General features: G+C 57.6%; 16 protein-coding genes. 9 read left to right on the top strand and 7 right to left on the bottom strand.

Translation table 11 applies throughout. From position 1 onward, the window contains the following. Positions 1 to 175: 175 nt before the first annotated feature. From AC2FIR_RS21385 to AC2FIR_RS21400, 4 genes are read left to right on the top strand one after another with little or no spacing between them, the layout of a single operon-like run. Positions 176 to 1684: a sugar ABC transporter ATP-binding protein gene (locus AC2FIR_RS21385; protein WP_496747501.1), complete on the top strand. Its 1509-nt coding sequence runs from the start codon at positions 176 to 178 to the stop codon at positions 1682 to 1684. Then, the gene (locus tag AC2FIR_RS21390) at positions 1681 to 2709 is read left to right on the top strand and encodes an ABC transporter permease (RefSeq protein ID WP_496747500.1); all 1029 of its coding nucleotides are present in this window, start codon (positions 1681 to 1683) and stop codon (positions 2707 to 2709) included. The genes AC2FIR_RS21385 and AC2FIR_RS21390 overlap by 4 nt, the downstream gene beginning before the upstream one ends. Then, on the top strand, positions 2709 to 3731 hold the full coding sequence (locus AC2FIR_RS21395) for an ABC transporter permease (protein ID WP_496747498.1): 1023 nt from the start codon (positions 2709 to 2711) through the stop codon (positions 3729 to 3731). Before AC2FIR_RS21390 ends, AC2FIR_RS21395 begins: the two co-directional genes overlap by 1 nt. Then, positions 3728 to 4696 (top strand): sugar-binding transcriptional regulator, encoded by a 969-nt coding sequence (locus tag AC2FIR_RS21400; protein ID WP_496747496.1) that lies wholly within the window; start codon positions 3728 to 3730, stop codon positions 4694 to 4696. Before AC2FIR_RS21395 ends, AC2FIR_RS21400 begins: the two co-directional genes overlap by 4 nt. On the opposite strand, the gene AC2FIR_RS21405 is transcribed toward AC2FIR_RS21400, so the two are convergent. The 3 genes from AC2FIR_RS21405 to AC2FIR_RS21415 form a co-directional block, all read right to left on the bottom strand. Next, complete coding sequence (locus AC2FIR_RS21405; protein WP_496747495.1) at positions 4682 to 4885, bottom strand: hypothetical protein; 204 nt, start codon at positions 4883 to 4885, stop codon at positions 4682 to 4684. The two genes, AC2FIR_RS21400 and AC2FIR_RS21405, sit on opposite strands and share 15 nt — an antisense overlap. Before the next feature lie 155 nt (positions 4886 to 5040). Beyond that, entirely contained in the window at positions 5041 to 5559 is a 519-nt protein-coding gene (locus tag AC2FIR_RS21410) for a GNAT family N-acetyltransferase (protein WP_480813342.1), read from the bottom strand. Positions 5560 to 5638: 79 nt separating this feature from the next. After that, entirely contained in the window at positions 5639 to 6223 is a 585-nt protein-coding gene (locus AC2FIR_RS21415; RefSeq protein ID WP_496747528.1) for a VOC family protein, read from the bottom strand. Positions 6224 to 7079: 856 nt separating this feature from the next. Here AC2FIR_RS21415 and AC2FIR_RS21420 point away from each other — a divergent pair. The 5 genes from AC2FIR_RS21420 (at position 7080) to AC2FIR_RS21440 (ending at position 14053) form a co-directional block, all read left to right on the top strand. Further along, positions 7080 to 7913: an arsenate reductase/protein-tyrosine-phosphatase family protein gene (locus AC2FIR_RS21420; protein ID WP_496763079.1), complete on the top strand. Its 834-nt coding sequence runs from the start codon at positions 7080 to 7082 to the stop codon at positions 7911 to 7913. Beyond that, positions 7910 to 8908, top strand: a complete 999-nt coding sequence (locus AC2FIR_RS21425) for an ArsJ-associated glyceraldehyde-3-phosphate dehydrogenase (RefSeq protein ID WP_496747490.1) — start codon at positions 7910 to 7912, stop codon at positions 8906 to 8908. Before AC2FIR_RS21420 ends, AC2FIR_RS21425 begins: the two co-directional genes overlap by 4 nt. Next, complete coding sequence (gene arsJ, locus AC2FIR_RS21430) at positions 8905 to 10170, top strand: organoarsenical effux MFS transporter ArsJ (protein WP_496747488.1); 1266 nt, start codon at positions 8905 to 8907, stop codon at positions 10168 to 10170. Before AC2FIR_RS21425 ends, arsJ begins: the two co-directional genes overlap by 4 nt. Further along, positions 10167 to 11189 (top strand): ACR3 family arsenite efflux transporter, encoded by a 1023-nt coding sequence (arsB, locus tag AC2FIR_RS21435; RefSeq protein ID WP_496747486.1) that lies wholly within the window; start codon positions 10167 to 10169, stop codon positions 11187 to 11189. The genes arsJ and arsB overlap by 4 nt, the downstream gene beginning before the upstream one ends. A 302-nt stretch (positions 11190 to 11491) precedes the next feature. Continuing rightward, positions 11492 to 14053 (top strand): M10 family metallopeptidase C-terminal domain-containing protein, encoded by a 2562-nt coding sequence (locus AC2FIR_RS21440; RefSeq protein ID WP_496763082.1) that lies wholly within the window; start codon positions 11492 to 11494, stop codon positions 14051 to 14053. A 114-nt stretch (positions 14054 to 14167) separates the two neighbouring features. Here AC2FIR_RS21440 and dxs read toward each other — a convergent pair whose 3' ends face one another. Genes dxs through AC2FIR_RS21460 form a run of 4 tightly spaced genes read right to left on the bottom strand, consistent with a single transcriptional unit; the run spans position 14168 to position 18145 of the window. After that, a complete protein-coding gene (dxs, locus tag AC2FIR_RS21445) occupies positions 14168 to 16096 on the bottom strand; it encodes a 1-deoxy-D-xylulose-5-phosphate synthase (RefSeq protein ID WP_496747482.1) in 1929 nt (642 codons plus the stop codon). A 16-nt stretch (positions 16097 to 16112) separates the two neighbouring features. Continuing rightward, entirely contained in the window at positions 16113 to 16979 is an 867-nt protein-coding gene (locus AC2FIR_RS21450; protein ID WP_496747480.1) for a polyprenyl synthetase family protein, read from the bottom strand. Beyond that, a complete protein-coding gene (locus AC2FIR_RS21455; RefSeq protein ID WP_496747478.1) occupies positions 16980 to 17222 on the bottom strand; it encodes an exodeoxyribonuclease VII small subunit in 243 nt (80 codons plus the stop codon). Further along, a complete protein-coding gene (locus tag AC2FIR_RS21460) occupies positions 17219 to 18145 on the bottom strand; it encodes a histone deacetylase family protein (RefSeq protein ID WP_480912381.1) in 927 nt (308 codons plus the stop codon). Before AC2FIR_RS21460 ends, AC2FIR_RS21455 begins: the two co-directional genes overlap by 4 nt. Between the last annotated feature and the right edge of the window lie 56 nt (positions 18146 to 18201).

Raw genomic sequence — 18201 nt, forward strand, 5'->3', positions numbered from 1 at the left:
GGTCGACAACGGGCCTGATCTGCCCAGCCGGTTCTTGCAATGCTGCCTGCTCAAACACCGCAAACCCGCACGGGGTTCCGGCGCTGGTGGCAACGCATCCAAACTCGGATAAGCTTGATCCAGGGACGCGGCCCTTTGCGCCGGTCGGAGGCTTGCGGATTAAAAGGGGATGATCGTGCAGATTGCTTTTGCCGAAAAAGCGCTGTCCGTCAGGGATTTGACCAAGGACTACCCCGGCGTGAGGGCCGTGGACACCGTGTCATTCGACATTGATCGCAACACGGTGCATTGCCTGGTCGGAGAGAACGGTGCCGGAAAATCGACCATCGTGAAGATGTTGACCGGGGCACTGGCCCCGACCAGCGGAACGATGGCCATCCAGGGCCAGGCCTATGAGCCAAACAACACCCAGGATGCCCGTGAAAGCGGTGTAGGGACGCTGTTTCAGGAATTGCATGTGGTTGATCAACTGACCGTCGAGGAAAACCTGACACTGGGGATGGAAGCCAGTCGCTTTGGTTTTCTGGTCAAGTCAGACCTTGAAGACCGCGTGATCAAAACTCTAGCAGCGATTGAGCCGACAATTGACCCCAAAGCGCGTGTGTCCTCGCTGAGCGTCGCGCAGAAACAAATCGTCGAGATCGCCCGTGCCGCGTCCTCGGGTGCGAGCATCATCATCATGGACGAACCGACCGCAGCGCTGTCGGAGCGTGAAGTGGAGCGCCTGTTCGGCGTGATCAGGCGGCTGCGGGACGCGGACGTGACGGTCATTTATATCTCGCACAAGCTGGATGAGATTTTTGAACTGGGTGACAATGTTACCGTCATGCGCGATGGCAAACACATCGCCACCAAACCACTGACCGAAGTAAACGGCCGCCCTGAACTGATCGAGATGATGGTGGGACGCGCGATCACTCATGATTATGAGCCGCGCGGCGAAATTGCGGATAGTCCGGTGCTGACAGTCAAAGGTCTGAGCAATCACCTGCTGAAAGACGTGTCTTTTCATGTAAATGAGGGAGAGATCGTTGGCTTTTACGGTCTGGTCGGTGCAGGCAAGACCGAGGTCGCACGGGCGATATATGGGGCTGACAAGGCCGAAGGGCAGATAGATTTCAAGAACCGCAAACGCGCGGCCTCGCCCAAGGAAGCCATCGCGGCAGGGATCGCCCTGGTTCCCGAGGAACGGCGCACGCAGGGCCTGTTCACCGAACTTACGATCCGTCGCAATATTCCGATCATGAACATCCGCAAGCTGGCCCGGTTCGGCATCTTTCAGGATGAGCGCGAAAAAGAAGTCGCTCGCGAGTATGTCGGCAAGTTGGGGATCGCGACGAATTCCATCGAGAAATACGCCGAGAAATTATCGGGCGGAAACCAGCAAAAGGTTGTTCTGTCCAAATGTCTGTTCGCTGATGCGGATCTGTTGTTGCTGGATGAACCCACGCGCGGCGTCGACGTGGGCGCAAAATCCGAAATCTACGATCTGATCCGCGACCTGGCGAACAACGGCCGCGCGATCTGCATCTTTTCGTCAGAACTGGAAGAGGTGCTGGGCATCTGCGACCGGGTCTTTCTGATGTATGACGGCCGCATCGAGGCCGAGATCAAAAACGGGGCAGAGGTCGACATTCCGCGTATCCTGAATGTCGTTACCGGTGGGGGCGGTGAAAACTCATGACCGATCAGGCAATTCAGGGCCGAAGGCTGGCTGAGCGGGACAACAGTCTGAGTGACGAGATGTTCATCACCTCTCTGGTAGCGGGGGCCGCCATGGCACTTTTCGCGCTCGCCTCCGTTTTGGTGCCCAACTTCTTCCAGTTTCAGAACGTTGTGAATCTGGTGACAAATAACTGGGCGGTGATTTCGCTGGGCGTTGGGGTCACGTTCTTGCTGGTTTCGGGAAACTTCGACCTGTCGGTGGGCGGTATCGTGGCGCTTTCGGGCGTATTGGCGGTGTGGTTCGCGCAGTCTACGGATGGGGCGAATGCACTTTCTTCAGGCTGGGGGATGCCGACGTCGCTGGCAATGGTCTGCGCGCTGATCGGGGCAATGCTGATCGGGGCCATCAACGCGGTCTTCGTGGTTGTGCTGCGTGTGCCGTCAATCATCGTCACGTTGGGCACCATGATGCTGGCGCGCGGAATTGCACAGGTGATTACCCAAGGTTCGCAGCGCAACACCAACCTGCCCTCGGATTTCGGAACGCTGGGGAACATGACCATGTTCGGCACCTCGATCAAACTGCCGGTGGTGCTGATGGTGATTCTGATCCTCGTGGCCGTTTTTGTTGAGCGTAAGACGGTGTTCGGACGGCTGACCTATCTGATCGGCGCGAACCCGGTGGCCTCACGTTTGTCTGGCGTCGACAACGCGCGGCATGTGGTGAAGCTTTACCTGTTCAGCGCCTTTGTTGCCGGGGCCGTGGGGATTCTGCTGGCATCCGAGTTCAAATCGGGCTTTTCCAACCGCGGCACACTGATGGAATTCGACGCGCTTGTCATCTCTCTTCTGGGCGGGGTTGCGATTGCCGGCGGGTTCGGGTCGATTATCGGCATGTTCTTTGGGGCGATCGTTCTGGCCACCGTGACCTCGGCCGCGACGGGGTTGGTGCTGTCACCGGACTGGCAGTTCACCCTCAAGGCCATCGCGGTGTTCATCGCGATCATGGCCCAGACATGGGCTTTGGCGCGGAGGCACGCGTGATGACCGACCTTACCCAAAACCCCAGAGCCGGAGACCGTGTGAAACGGTTCCTGAAAGACTACTACATCTATCTGGTCCTCATCCTCGTCGTCGTGCTGCTGAGCACCGCCAACCTGGACAAGTTCCCGCTGTTCGAGCGCGGCAACTTTCTGAGCGAGCGAAATATCATCAACATCCTGCGCATCTCGGCCCCGATCCTGACACTGGCAGGAGCTTTCACACTGCTGATGATCTCGGGTTATATCGACCTGTCCGTGGGCAGCGCCATGAGCCTGAGCGCGGTCGTCTACGCCCTTCTGGCCATCAACGGGATACCCTTCCTGCCCGCCTTTCTTGCGACGGTTCTGGTGGGGGTTCTGTTGGGCGCGATCAACGGGTTTCTGGTAATCCGGCTGAAGATCACACCGGTCATTGCAACGCTGATCACACTGAGCCTCTATAAGGGCATTGCGCTGCTGCTGGTCGAAGATGGCGTCTCGGCCATCAAATCCGGCGGCGGGCTGAAAATGCCGAGTTGGTTCAACGACTACGGGCGCGATGGCGTTCTGTTTGGCCTGCCCTGGGCCTTCTGGGTGGCCGTTCTGGTGACGATTGCGATGATCATTGCGCAGGATCGGATGAAGCTGGGTAAATACGCGGCGGCAACTGGAGGCAACCCAACAGCGGCGAAACTCTCGGGCATCAATACGGCTCGCACGGTGATCATCCTTTACGTGCTGGTCGGCATCTGCGCTGCGCTGGCCGGGATTGCCCGGTCCAGCTTTATGTCGCTGGGTGATCCGCTGTCAGGCGATGGCATGGAATTAACCGCTATACTTGTGGTTCTGTTGGGTGGTACAGCCTTCAGCGGCGGTGAGGGGCGTGTTTTGAAATCCTTCATCGGCGCGTTGATCATCATGTCCCTGACAGTTGGCATGTTGACACTTGTGCCCGCCTATTTCCAAACTCTGGTCGTGGGCACCGTGTTGTTGCTGGCGGCCGCGTCGAACCATTTGGTGAGCAGAAAGGACAACGAGAGTTGAACGCCAGCGGACCCGATCCCGATACCCTGCGCCTGATTGCCCGCGTCCTGACCTTGCATTTTCAGGAAGGTCAGCTGCAAGCCGAGATTGCGAAGAACCTTAGGCTATCGACCGCCAAGGTGAACCGACTCATCAAGCAAGGCCGCGAGATGGGTATGGTCGAGTTTCGGATCCACAGCCCATTCCAACGGTTATTTGATCTGGAAAACCAACTGAAGCAGCGATGGTCCGGTGTCGAATTTCTGGTCGTCGATACGGTCACCGAAAATGCAGGCACCACACTGGATCTGGTCGGCAAAGCCGCAGCCCAATACTTTCAGGAAATCGTGCAAGAAGACGACGTCATCGCAATCTCGGGCGGCAAGGCGCTGAGCGTCGTGGCCAACCACCTGCGGCCCAAGAGGTCCACATCAAACAGGGTCATTCCAATGACCGGCGGCGTTCAGGGGCAACACTATACGGATGTAAACCATATTGCGACGCGCATTGCGGACGGGCTTGGCGGTGTGGCTACCCTCATACACATCCCCCTGCACGCCGATACCAAAGAAGAGCGTGACATGCTTATGTCGGTCCGAGCGGTACGGGATGTGCTGAATCAGGCGCGAAACGCAAATGTCTCGCTTTTGGGATTGGGCGCCGTGACCGGAGAGGATGCAACCTACTACCAAGCTCACCCCCTGTCAGAAGAGGACAGGATTCAGCTGTATGACAGCGGCGTCAGGGCCGAGCTGCTGGGGCATCTGGTCAATTCCGCAGGCGAGCTATGCAGCAGTGAACTAAATTCCAGACTGGTCAGCCTGCCGCTTTCAGATGCCAAGTTGGTTCCCATCCGTATTGGCGTGGCAAGTGGAAAAGAAAAGGTTGAGCCAATCCTGGCGGCATTGAATGGCGAACACGTCAATACCTTGGTGGTTGATGACATAACCGCTCAGTCAGTATTGGATAGTTCAGCGAAAGAATAATGTTTCTGCTTCGGTCGGAATCAGCTTGTCTATCGTCAAAAGAACTGCCCTTTTTGGCGGTTCGTTTTCGTTCCGGAAGCGCTGAGGTTCCTTCAAGTCATCAACGCCCATTCCGCCGCATTTCTTCTTCCAGCGATTACAGGTTTGCTCCACAATACTGTTTGGCCGGATCGCTTCCAGACGAGACATTCCTTAACCATCAGAAACTCAACTGTTGCTGTTGGTGACTGAAAATACGGCTGAGACGGACGCAACCAGCCGCCGTAATTCGAACCTCGCATCACACCGCCGATGCGGTTGATGTCCCCCTGAGCCCGAGCCGACCTTCTTGAGCCGGAAAGCTGCTAGCCTTCGGTAAGAGGACGCTCCATGAAATAGACGTACGGCTGCCATTCGCTAGGAAATCCCTCGGAATGTGGTGCGTCCACGAAGCCGGCAGCTTCATACATTGATCGGGCGTGCGTGAGAAACTTCGCTGAAGAAAAGCGCACACGTTGATATCCGTCTTTGATCAATTGCTCGAACATGTGGCTCAATAGCTGACGACCAATTCCAAAGCCACGACCATTGTCGTTCACGAACATGCGGTTAAACTCGGCAACTCCGGGACGCGCCTCGTTGTACATCACGCATCCAACCGGCTGATCATCGAGCAACGCGAGAAGAATGCCGCCATGTGGTCTGGCATGTAGAGAGGGGAGATCGTCCAGTATCGCCTGAAACCGGACCGGGTCCATTGGGTTTCCTTTGGTTGGCCAGTCGGTTGGGTAGTTTTTCCAATGCCAGTCCAACCACTGTTGGCACAAGTCGCGGACTTGTTCGAATTCGGCCTCAGTCGATGCCATTCGTATCAAGACTTCCATTGTTTCAGCCTGCCCACTTCAATCTGTTGGAACACGGTCAATATGATTCAGGCGTTCTCGCAAAGATCCCCTGCATCGATCAGGAGTAGGGGTTTCTGGCCGAGCGGTCTGCGGACAGGCTCTGCTGATCCCTTCGCACCAGAAGCTCAATGGCGTCAGCAAGATGTTCCTTGTCGATATGGTGATCTCCGCGAGCCACCCGGATGCGGTGCGCTTCTATCATAACGTCGGCGTGCCGGCAGCCTTCGGGTGGCTCAAATCGGTACGAGGCCAATTCGATCCGCAGCCCGAGCGGATCACGAAAGTAAATCGAATCCATGAATCCGCGATCGACAGGACCGGTATGCACGACGCCGCGTGCATCAAGCCTGGCCGGGACCTGCCAGAATGTCGCTTGGCTGACGTTCAGGGCAAGGTGGTGCAGTGACCCGGTGTCTTCGGGAACAACGGTTGGGTCAGGCTTGCGGTCCTCATTTGTGAAGACGGTAATCAATCGACCGTCACCGGGATCGAAGTAAAGATGCCCCTCATTCGGATTGTCGAGGTTCGGTTGATCGAAGACAAACGGCATACCCAACACACCTTCCCAAAAGTCGATCGAGGTTTGCCGATCCGCTCCGACAAGCGTGACATGGTGAACTCCCTGGGTTTGGATTTTTCGCAGTTCGTCGCTCTTTTCCATTTCCGTTACCACCCTGTTTGTCTCTTGGTAGCACAGATCGGCAAAACGCGCGAACGAACCGTTGGCTTCGACTGCTTTGCGGACCATCTCACTTGGCGGATTGCCCTGGAAAAAACTCAGCAATGTCCTCCGCAAAGTTAAGTCCGAGCCTATTTGCAGAGTTATGACTCGTTGACTTTCAACGCCGTTAGATGATGGTTGCCGCGAGGGCGATGGTGGAAATGTAGACTTTCGGTTGACTGCCGGATCGGGTCGCGACGCGTCGCGTGTTATTGAGCCAGCCGAACATGGTCCGGAAACTGTTGCGCCGAGTACATCGATGCTTGTCAAGTTTCACGGCTTACTTGCCTTACTTTGGTCCAAGGATGAACCTCCGTATCCCTTGGCCTTTCAAACCTTCTTGGAACCGGCCGATTTAATGGCCCTATTTATCAAGTGGTCAGTCGATGTTGGGCGCGCTGTTCGGGAATGCCTTCGCGCAGACTTGTCCAGCGGACATGAACTGGTCGAGTGGGTGTTGCTTGCTTCTGTAAAAGGTACGTTGATCATTGCGGTTTCCACTTCGCCGGTGAATCGCGCTGTTTTGCCTTGGCACCATCGAAGGTCTTTCCACTCCAGACCCGCCTTTCACTGAAGTGAGGCATTCCATGAGATGTGGGGAAGCAATCCTTAAAATCCACGATCTTGGCACCCGCCAGACGGAATAGATCAGACATCTCCAATGCTCGTTTTGAACCGTGGATCATGAGGTCAAACCGGAATCAACGGGTTCCGATTTTAATGCCCACCTTTGTCATACAGATTGACATGTTACTATTAATTCAATATTTCATGAAATATGATAGAAAGAATCACAGAACAGTTGTCAATCCTGGGGCACCCGCAGCGGATAACCGTTTTCCGCATGTTGATGCGGCGGTTTCCCGATACTGTGCCCGCAGGAGAGCTGGCAACCGAACTGGGCATCAAGCCCAGCACGATGTCCAACTACCTCAACGCTCTGCAGCGGTCGGGCCTGGTGTCGCAGACGCGGTCCGGAACCTCTTTGCTCTATTCGGTTGAAATGACGAACGTGCAGCGCATGCTCGACTTTTTGATCGTCGATTGCTGCCGTGGCCGGCCGGATATCTGCATGCCCTTCACAAAAGGAGATGGTGCCAAGACCGAGCGCAAGTACAACGTATTGTTTCTGTGTGTCGGCAATTCCGCCCGCTCGATATTTGCGGAGTCGTTGCTGCGGTCCCTTGGACCGGATCGTTTCAATGTCTATTCCGCAGGAACCCAGCCCACCTCTGAACTGAACCCGTTTGCCGTTCAGGTTCTGAAGGACAAGGGACATGACGTTTCGGTCCTGCGTTCCAAACATATGTCCGAGTTCTTCGAGGCCGGCGCTCCGGAAATGGATTTTGTCTTTACCGTCTGCAATCAGGCAGCCAACGAGGAATGCCCGGCCTGGGAGGGCCAGCCGATCAGCGGCCATTGGGGCATGGTCGACCCTGTCAAGGCGCAGGGCACCAACGCGGAGAAAGCGCTGGCCTTTCAGAACGCTTACGGCGCGCTCAAACGGCGCATCGAAACCTTTATATCGTTGCCGGTCGAAAGCCTCGACCGGATCGCATTGCAATCTGCTGTCGATGACATCGGCAGGAATGTCGCCGGGGACATGAAATGACGACATATGCTGTGAACGGCCTGGGCCGGATGGGAAAACTGGCGCTGAAGCCTTTGCTGGACAAGGGCGCCAAGATCGCCTGGATCAATGACGCAGTTGGCGACCCGGCGATGCATGCGCATCTGCTGGAGTTCGACACTGTGCACGGGCGCTGGGACGCAACATTTGCGCATGATGCGGACAGCGTCACGGTTAACGGGACGCGCCTGCCCTTCATCGGAACCAAAGACCTGAACGCCTTGCCACTGGACGGTGTCGATGTGGTGATCGACTGCACCGGCGTATTCAAAACCGAAGCCAAGCTGGCTCCGTATTTTGAGGCGGGCGTGAAGAAGGTCGTTGTTTCGGCCCCGGTCAAGGACGGCCCCACCGCCAATATCGTGATGGGCGTGAACGAAGACACCTATGACCCCGCCACGCATCACATCGTGACGGCGGCCTCCTGCACCACCAATTGTCTGGCGCCAGTTGTGAAGGTCATTCACGAAAACCTCGGCATCCGCCACGGTTCAATGACAACAATCCATGACGTGACCAACACACAGACCATTGTAGACCGCCCCGCCAAAGACCTGCGCCGCGCCCGGTCCGCGCTGAACTCGCTGATTCCAACCACCACCGGATCGGCCACGGCGATCACGCTGATCTATCCGGAACTGAAAGGGCGGCTGAACGGCCATGCAGTGCGGGTGCCGCTGCTGAACGCCTCGCTTACCGATTGCGTGTTCGAAGTGGAACGTGAAACCACCGCCGAGGAGGTCAACGCCTTCTTCAAATCTGCAGCCGAAGGTGAGCTGAAAGGTATTCTGGGTTATGAAACCCGGCCGCTGGTTTCGACCGACTACACCAATGACGAACGGTCTTCGATCATCGATGCGCCGTCGACCATGGTGGTGAACGGGACGCAGGTGAAGGTCTACGCGTGGTACGACAATGAAATGGGTTACGCACACCGTCTGGTGGACGTCGCAATGATGGTTGGAAACGCGCTGTGACCCAGCGGCCCGAAGGACTGTCGGCCTATATCGCGGTCACGGCGGCCTATTGGGCCTTTATGCTGACCGACGGAGCCTTGCGTATGCTGGTGTTGCTGCACTTTCATACCATGGGGTTCTCGCCGGTGCAGTTGGCATATCTGTTCGTCCTGTATGAAGTCGCCGGGATGGGCACGAACCTGGCGGCCGGCTGGTTCGCGGCGCGGTTCGGGTTGGCATCAACGCTTTACGCGGGGCTTTGCTTGCAGGTCGCGGCGCTGCTTGCCCTGACGCAATTAGATCCTAACTGGGACATTCCGGCCAAAGTAGCCTTTGTGATGATCGTTCAGGGGGCGAGCGGGATCGCCAAGGATCTGGCCAAAATGTCTTCAAAATCCGCAGTGAAGCTGCTGGCCCCGGCCGAAGGCGACGGGCTGTTTCGTTGGGTCGCCATCCTCACCGGATCGAAGAATGCGGTGAAGGGGTTGGGTTTTCTGCTGGGGGCCGGGTTGCTGGCGACGCTGGGCTTTATGTGGGCCACGCTGGCCATGGCCATTGTGCTTGCAATCATTCTGATCGCAGTCTTCGTTCTGATGCCGCCCGGCCTGCCCAAAGGACGCAAAGGCGCAAAATTCTCCGAGGTCTTCTCGAAATCCACCAATGTGAACTGGCTGTCGTTGGCACGCGTCTTTCTGTTCGGCGCGCGGGACGTCTGGTTTGTGGTCGGTATCCCGATCTATTTCTATGCCGTTCTGTCGGACGGAACTGACGAAGGCAACCGCGCAGCGTTCTTCATGATCGGAACCTTCATGGCTTTGTGGGTGATCCTGTACGGGGCAGTACAGGCCAGTGCGCCGAAAATCCTGCACGCGGCAGAGCGCAGCGAGGGCGACCTGATCCAGGCCGCACGCAATTGGGCTGCGGCCCTGTTCTGCGTTCCTGCGGCTCTAACGCTGGCGGTTCTGCTGTCCTCGGGTCCCGAGACATGGCTGACCGCAACGCTGGTTCTGGGCTTGCTGGCGTTCGGCGCGATCTTCGCCGTCAATTCTGCATTGCACTCCTACCTCATCCTGGCCTTCACCCAATCGGAGCGGGTAACGATGGATGTGGGGTTTTATTACATGGCCAACGCGACGGGCCGCCTGATCGGCACCGTCCTGTCCGGCCTCACCTATCAGGTCGGGGGCCTGCCGCTGGTTCTGGGAACGGCGGCGGTGATGGTCGCCGCTGCTGCTCTGACATCCGGCAAACTCATCGACCAGACGTCCGAGGCCCTCTCATGACTGTTTTTGAACGCTACCTGTCCGTCTGGGTCGCCCTTGCCATGGTCGCAGGTGTTTTGATTGGCCTTGCCGCGCCTGGACTGGTCGGGCTGATTGCCTCGGCCGAGGTGGCCAGTGTCAACCTTGTGGTGGCTGTACTGATCTGGGCGATGGTTTATCCGATGATGGTCGGCGTCGATTTCGGCGCGGTGGCGGGCGTGGCACGCCAGCCCCGCGGTCTGATCGTTACCCTGACGGTCAACTGGCTGATTAAACCCTTTACCATGGCGCTGCTGGCGGTCCTGTTCTTCGATTACGTTTTTGCCCCGTGGATCGAACCCGAGGATGCTGCCCAATACACAGCGGGCCTTATCCTGCTTGGCGCGGCGCCCTGCACGGCGATGGTGTTCGTCTGGTCTCAACTGACTCGGGGCGATGCGACCTATACGCTGGTTCAGGTGTCGGTAAATGACCTCATCATGGTCGTGGCTTTCGCGCCAATTGTTGCCTTTCTGCTGGGCGTAACGGACATCTCGGTGCCGTGGCAAACCCTGGTTCTGGCAACCGTGCTGTACGTGGTCCTGCCCCTGATCGCCGGGCTGATCACCCGTCGCAAACTGGGCTCGCAAGCGGCGATTGACGCCTTTTCAGCGCGTGTCAAGCCGTGGTCGGTCATGGGCCTGATCGCAACCGTCGTCATCCTTTTCGGCCTGCAAGGAGAGACAATCCTCTCGAAACCGCTTGTCATCTTGCTGATCGCGGTTCCGATCCTGATTCAGAGCTATGGTATCTTCGCGCTTGCCTATGGCGCGGCCTATGCGCTGAAAGTTCCGCATCGCATCGCCGCACCCTGCGCCATGATCGGAACCTCGAATTTTTTCGAACTGGCGGTTGCCGTCGCCATCAGCCTGTTCGGCCTCAATTCCGGTGCCGCTCTGGCGACTGTGGTCGGGGTTCTGGTCGAAGTTCCGGTGATGCTGTCACTGGTTGCTTTTGCCAACAGGACGCGCGTTTCGGTTCAACAGCGCGCAGAAAGCTGAAGTCGCAGTATTGAACAGGTGCACAAAAAAAGCGCCGGATGACAAATAATATAAGCAGGCCAGTCTTCGGACACAACGCGGTTGACCAAGTCGATGAAAGACAAGGTAATTCCTGAAAACTAGGTAGTTCCAGGGCTCTCGGATACCGGGTTCAGAACGTGCGATTCAATCCCACATCGTTTGGAGGTTCTGGACTTAACGATTTGTTCAGATATTTTTGAATCCGCAATCTTCAGTTGCCATGAAAATGACAATTTGAAACTGAATTCAGCTTTGAAACGAATTTTCTTTGAGGTCCTCAGATGCTTACGTTCCCGCCGCAACCCCCGTCATCCTCTCCCCTCAGCGCAATTCAAGGTGACAGAGCTTACGGTGATGGCAACCCGGCGACCGTCACGACGATTACTTATCATTTTGGGGATTTCTACGATAAATTCGGCACTTCGTTTTGGACAGACGCATATAAGAACGAGTTCAAGCAGGCCCTTGCGGTCATAGAATCGGTCGCAAATATCCGATTCGTTGAAACAGCCAACGTCTTTGCCGCCGATCTTGTCGAGTATATCGCCCCGAGCAGTTTCTTTACTGGCCAGGGGTTTTCCCCCTATACGCTGGGATATCATTACTTCCCCAACTACGGCCCGTCTGAAGGTGCCTTCAACACCAACTGGTGGGCGGCCGGGCCGGGGGGCAACGGAACACCCGGGGCGTATTTTTTCACGACGATCCTGCATGAAATCGGTCATGCGCTTGGTCTTGGGCATCCGCATGACACGGGGTTGTCCACAACTGTCATGAGCGGGGTGACGTCGCCCTTCAATGACTACGGTGCAAACAATCTGAATCAGGGCGTTTACACCGTCATGTCCTACAATGACGGCTGGACGCAAGTGAACGGCAATCTGTCCCCATACGCGCAGTTTGGCGGATCGACCGGGTTGGGCGCGTTGGATATTGCGGCCCTGCAAGCCCTTTATGGTGCGAATACAACGCACAATTCGGGTAACACCGTTTATACTCTGCCATCAGCCAACGTCAGCGGGACAGGCTATCAGTCGATCTGGGACACAGGTGGCATCGATACGATCCAGCATCTCGGTAGCACAGGCGCGCTGATCGATCTGCGTGCAGCTACGATAGACTACTCAGCGACCGGTGGCGGGATTGTCTCCAACGTCGGTGGCGTTATGGGCGGTTTCACAATTGCTCAGGGCACCGTGATCGAAAACGCCACGGGCGGATGGGGCAACGATACGCTTATCGGGAACAGTGCGAACAATGTTCTGATTGGTACAGGCGGCAACAACACGATTATCGGCGGCGGCGGTAACGATGCTATTTTTGTCGCCCCCGGAACCGGAACAGACACCGTCCAGGGCGGCGATGGAAATGATATGGCCATCGTCACCAGCAACAACGGCACGTTCTCAGGAGGGGCGGGTACCGATACCGTTCGATTTGTCAGCGCAACAAGCGGTTATCTGCTAATTCAGAACGGCAGCACCTACCAATTCAAAAGCGTCGCGAACGGAGCAACATTCTCTGTTTCGTCGGACGTGGAACAGTTTCAATTTTCGGATGGCGCGCAATCGTTTGATAGCGCCGGGGTTGTAGCGGCCATGGGTGTCGTGAACGTTGAAACGGTCGGCACGGTGCTTCAGCATGCAAATCAAGGGATATACGTGTTGGACGGTGGATCGTCGAATGTCGCGCTGACTTACAACGGACAAGCGGTCGGCCAGAACACGCTGGGCGGCTGGCAGGCCATTCACGCCGAGGCCAGCGGTGGTGGCTATCGCGTACTTTGGCAGAACACAGACGGCAGTTACGCCGAATGGATCACCAACGGACAGGGGCATTTTCTCAATGGGTCGATAGTCAGCAACATCTACAGTCTTGAGATCGTATATGGGGCCGATATCAACGGTGATGGCACCACAGGACACGTGGCGATACCTATTGAGAGTAACGGGTCGACAACACTGTCCCTCTGGACCCAGGGCTCTTACCTTATCAATGGAAGTATCCCGGTATCCCTGAACGGCACGACAATTGCACCTGGTAGTCTGGCTGGCTGGGATGCCGTTCAGGTCGAAGCGTCAACTGGCGGGTATCGTTTGCTGTGGAAGAATAGCGACGGCAGTTACGCCGAATGGACATTGGACAGTGCGGGCCAGTTCACCGGCGGTGCCGCGGTAGGCAACGTCGTTGACCTTGAGACCTTCTATGGGGCTGACATTAACGGTGATGGCACCACAGGGCACACGATAAACTCCATCGAAACAGCCGGTTCGACGGATTTGGGGGCTTCGACACACGGTATGTACATGATCAACGGAACCATTGCGGTGTCGTTGAACGGCGCGAATATCGGCCCCGGCAGCTTGAGCGGATGGAACGCCATTCATGTCGAAGCCTCTGGTGGCGGTTACAGGCTTTTGTGGAAAAACACCGATGGCAGCTATGCAGAATGGTATCTGGATGGTTCAGGTCAATATGCGGGCGGTGCCCTGGTTCCTGATGTTGTCGCCGTCGAACTCTTTTATCAGTGGGATATCGATGGCAGCGGAACGGTCGGATTTGCCCAACCGAAACTGGCCCACCCCGATGCTCTGGAGCCTGTTGCAAACCAATTTGTCGCCGATCTGCTTCTGGCCGTCGATGAGGAAGATACGGACAATCTGATCTTCGTCGCGGAACTGGAAGACGCCGAAGAAACGGAGCCCTTCTTCGAGACAGATGGCGAACTTGCCGCACGAAACATTTCGGAAACTCAGCCAGAGCACGGTGATAGCCTCGAACACCATTCGGAGGATGAGCTGGAAGTCTTTGACCCTCTGGAAGAAGATGCATTCCTGATCTGATCAGAGATCTGATTGCAAAACAAAAAAGAATGGCCGCCGTCAAACAGATGACTGCGGCCATTTTGCAGTAAGCGTAAAAAACCCGGGATCTGGCCTAAAAACCGCCCACTGAAATCAGGCGCGTTTTTCGCCGATTGTCGCGATACCCAGCACATCCAGTACTTTTGCTTCGATATGCTCGGCATTCATTCCGGCCTCGGCATACATATCCGCCGGGTTGGCCTGATCGATGAACGTGTCAGGCAAAACCATCGAGCGATACCTGAGGCCGAGGTCGAACACCCCTTCGTCCGAAAGCAGTTGCGCAACGTGGCTGCCGAACCCGCCGACTGCGCCTTCTTCGATGGTTATCAGGGCCTCGTGATCCTCAGCCAGCGACAGGATCAGGTCCCGATCCAGCGGTTTGGCAAAGCGGGCATCGGCAATGGTCGGCGAAATCCCCTTGGCTGTCAGGGATTCTGCAGCCTTCTCTACCTCGGCCAGGCGCGTGCCAAATGACAGCAACGCCACGCGCGCGCCCTTCCGGATCATGCGTCCCTTGCCGATTTCCAGAATTTCACCGCGTTCCGGCAGTTCAACGCCAACACCTTCGCCACGCGGATAGCGGAACGCGATGGGGCCGTCGTCATGGGCTGCGGCAGTCGCAACCATATGCATCAGTTCTGCCTCGTCAGCGGCGGCCATCACCACCATGCCCGGCAGATTGGCCAGATAAGCGATGTCAAACGAACCGGCATGTGTCGCGCCATCCGCGCCCACCAGCCCGGCGCGATCGATTGCAAATCGCACCGGCAACCGCTGTATGGCAACATCATGAACAACCTGATCATACCCGCGCTGCAAAAAGGTCGAGTACATCGCGCAGAACGGCTTCATCCCACCGGCCGCCAGCGCAGCGGCGAAGGTTACGCCGTGCTGTTCGGCAATCGCCACGTCAAAACAGCGCGATGGGTAGCGTTCGGCAAACAGGTTCAGGCCCGTACCGTCGGGCATTGCAGCTGTGACCGCGACGATCTTGTCGTCACGCGCAGCCTCTTCCACAAGCGTTTTGCCGAAAACCGAAGTGTAAGACGGCGCGTTGGATGGTGCTTTTTTCTGTTCGCCCGTCACCACGTCGAATTTCGCCGTCGCGTGCCCCCTGTCGCGGGCTTGTTCGGCCGGGGCGAAACCTTTGCCCTTCTTGGTCAACACATGGATCAGGATCGGCCCGGTTGCCCGCGCCTTGACGGTGCGCAGCACCGGCAGCAACTGGTCCATGTCATGCCCGTCGATCGGTCCCACATAGGAAAAGCCCAGTTCTTCGAACAGCGTGCCCCCTACGGCCATCCCCTTCAGCATCTCCTTGGCGCGCTTTGCGCCTTCACGGAACGGTTCCGGCAGCAGCGAGACCGCGCCTTTGGCGGCAGCTTTCAGATCATGGAAAGGTTCTTCGGCGTAAATTCGCGACAGATAGTTGGAGAGCGCACCAACCGGTGGCGCAATGCTCATCTCATTGTCGTTCAGAATGACGATCAGGCGTTTCTTCAGATGGCCGGCGTTGTTCATCGCCTCAAAGGCCATGCCCGCCGACATCGACCCGTCGCCGATCACGGCAATCGCGTCACCCAGACCTTCGGGTGTTACTCCGCCCAGATCGCGCGCCACGGCAAAGCCCAGCGCCGCACTGATCGATGTACTGGAATGCGCCGCGCCAAAGGGGTCATATGGGCTTTCGCTGCGCTTGGTGAACCCGCTCAGGCCATCTTTCTGGCGCAGGGTCCGGATTCGGTCGCGGCGTTCGGTCAAAATCTTGTGCGGATAGCACTGATGGCCGACGTCCCAGATGATCTTGTCGCGCGGTGTTTCGAAAACCGCATGCAACGCCGTGGTCAGTTCGACCACGCCCAATCCCGCACCCAGATGCCCGCCGGTGACGGAAACCGCCGAAATCGTCTCGGCCCGCAGCTCTTGCGCCACCTGATTCAACTGCGCGTCCGAGAACCGCCTGAGATCCGCAGGGCGGTTCACAAGGTCCAGCAGGGGCGTATTCGGGCGGTCAGACATTTGGCGCGTTCCTGGCTTAGCTGTCCCGGGCAATAACGAAGCGGGCGGCGTCCTTCAAGGTTTCTGCCTGCGGACCATACCCATCCAGCGCGGCACAGGCCTGATTTGCCAGGTCCACGGCACGAGCCTTGGCCGCGTCCAGACCCAGCAGCGAGACAAAGGTCGCCTTTCCGGCCGCCGCATCCTTTTGCAGGCGCTTACCGGCTTTTTCGGCGTCACCTTCTACATCCAAGATGTCATCAGCAATCTGGAAGGCAAGTCCAAGGGCACGGGCATATTGGCGCATCGGCTCTGGGTCGATCTGCGCCAGGCGCGCACCCGCACAGGCGGACCATTCGATCAGTGCGCCGGTTTTGCCCGCCTGCAGGCGCGTGATTTCATCCAGTGTCAGCGGCGTTTCCGCCGTTTCCGCCGCAATATCCAGCGCCTGACCCAGCACCATCCCCTGCGCGCCACTCGCCTTGGCCAATGTCACGGCCAGTTCCGCGCGCACTTCGGCGGTTCCGACCTCGGGTAGGGAGCACAACTCAAATGCCAGCGTCTGCAAGGCATCGCCGGTCAAAAGGGCAGTGCCTTCGTCCCATTTCACGTGCGCTGTCGGGCGACCTCGGCGCATATCATCGTTGTCCATGCAAGGCAGATCGTCATGGACGAGCGAATAAGCGTGCAACGCCTCGATCCCCGTTGCGGGCCAGATCGCCTGCGCGGCATCAATTCCATGTAACCGCGCGCTTTCCAGTACCAGGAATCCGCGCAGGCGCTTTCCGCCCTCGGTGGCATAGGCCATCGCCCGGGTCACATCCAGATCGTCCAGCGCCCCCAGCACCAGATCGAACTGGTGCTGAATCCGCGCGGCATCCTGCGCCAGAATGTCCTGAAACATCTACTGACCTTCGACAGGGGTCGTCCCGGTCGGCTGCCCGTCGGCGTCCAAAGTGATCGCAGCCACTTTTTCCTCGGCCCGCTTCAGCTCGTCCTCGCAGCGCTTCTTCAGCTGCGCGCCACGCTCATACAGCGCGATGGATTGGTCCAGCGCCACATCGCCGCGCTCCAGTTGGCCGACCACGGCCTCAAGCTCTTTCATCGCCTGTTCGAAAGTCATTTGCTCAACTGGGGTATCGGTCATCGTGCTGCCTTCATCAGTTCTTCCACATGGGCGCGTGTCGCCTCGGCCAGTGCGTTCAGATCATATCCGCCTTCCAGAGTCGAGACGATGCGGCCACCGCAAACCTCATCGGCGATCCTGCACAGTTCGGCCGTGATCCAGGCGAAGTCGGCGGTCGACCAGTTGAGATTGGCCAGGGGATCGTTTTGATGCGCGTCGAACCCGGCCGAGATAATGATCAGTTCCGGCTTGAATGCACGCAAACGCGGAAAGGCCTGCGTTTCGTAGACCCTGCGCATTTCAGGGCCGCCCGTACCGGGCGCCAGCGGAATATTCAGGATTGTCTCGAAGGCGCCGGTCTCATCCGGACGACCCGATCCGGGCCACAATGGCATCTGTTGGCTGGTGATCAGCAACGCGCGCCGCTCGTCCCAAAGCAATTCCTGCGTACCGTTGCCGTGATGTACATCAAAATCCACCACCGCCACCCGGCCAAGGCCATGATGGTCCAGCGCATGTTTGGCCGCCAGCGCAGCGTTGCCGAACAGGCAGAACCCCATGGCCGTGTCAGTTTCGGCATGATGCCCCGGGGGCCGGATGGCGCAGAAGGCGTTTCCGGCGTCTCCCTCCAAAACCATGTCCACGGCCCGAACAACCGCACCGGCGGCGCGATAGGCAGCGTCGATCGAACCCGGAGACAGAAACGTGTCCCCGTCAATCTGGGCAAACCCGTCGACGGGGCGCATTTTGCGCAGGTCGCTGATGTAGCTTTGCGGGTGTATGCGCAAAAGATCGTCATCCGCCGCCAAGGGGGCGGTCACCCGATTCAGGTCCAGGGGTTCAAGCGCATGCAGAATATGCTCCAGCCGTGCGACACGTTCGGGGTGCCCGTCGGGTGTTACATGCCCAAGGCAATCCGCGTGGGTCAAAAGGGCTGTTTTCATGGGGATCCCTTCTTCATCTGGCTACAAATACCCTCGCCGAAGGCTTCAAGTCGCCG

Source organism: Ruegeria sp. CDSB136 (genome assembly GCF_059610965.1).

What these genes read in the sequence shown, in the direction of transcription:
- AC2FIR_RS21390 (WP_496747500.1), top strand. Translation starts at nt 1,681, where the DNA reads ATGACCGATCAGGCAATTCAGGGCCGAAGGCTGGCTGAGCGGGACAAC.
- AC2FIR_RS21395 (WP_496747498.1), top strand. Translation starts at nt 2,709, where the DNA reads ATGACCGACCTTACCCAAAACCCCAGAGCCGGAGACCGTGTGAAACGG.
- AC2FIR_RS21405 (WP_496747495.1), bottom strand. Translation starts at nt 4,885, where the DNA reads ATGTCTCGTCTGGAAGCGATCCGGCCAAACAGTATTGTGGAGCAAACC.
- AC2FIR_RS21410 (WP_480813342.1), bottom strand. Translation starts at nt 5,559, where the DNA reads ATGGAAGTCTTGATACGAATGGCATCGACTGAGGCCGAATTCGAACAA.
- AC2FIR_RS21420 (WP_496763079.1), top strand. Translation starts at nt 7,080, where the DNA reads ATGATAGAAAGAATCACAGAACAGTTGTCAATCCTGGGGCACCCGCAG.
- AC2FIR_RS21425 (WP_496747490.1), top strand. Translation starts at nt 7,910, where the DNA reads ATGACGACATATGCTGTGAACGGCCTGGGCCGGATGGGAAAACTGGCG.
- arsB (WP_496747486.1), top strand. Translation starts at nt 10,167, where the DNA reads ATGACTGTTTTTGAACGCTACCTGTCCGTCTGGGTCGCCCTTGCCATG.
- AC2FIR_RS21440 (WP_496763082.1), top strand. Translation starts at nt 11,492, where the DNA reads ATGCTTACGTTCCCGCCGCAACCCCCGTCATCCTCTCCCCTCAGCGCA.
- dxs (WP_496747482.1), bottom strand. Translation starts at nt 16,096, where the DNA reads ATGTCTGACCGCCCGAATACGCCCCTGCTGGACCTTGTGAACCGCCCT.
- AC2FIR_RS21450 (WP_496747480.1), bottom strand. Translation starts at nt 16,979, where the DNA reads ATGTTTCAGGACATTCTGGCGCAGGATGCCGCGCGGATTCAGCACCAG.
- AC2FIR_RS21455 (WP_496747478.1), bottom strand. Translation starts at nt 17,222, where the DNA reads ATGACCGATACCCCAGTTGAGCAAATGACTTTCGAACAGGCGATGAAA.
- AC2FIR_RS21460 (WP_480912381.1), bottom strand. Translation starts at nt 18,145, where the DNA reads ATGAAAACAGCCCTTTTGACCCACGCGGATTGCCTTGGGCATGTAACA.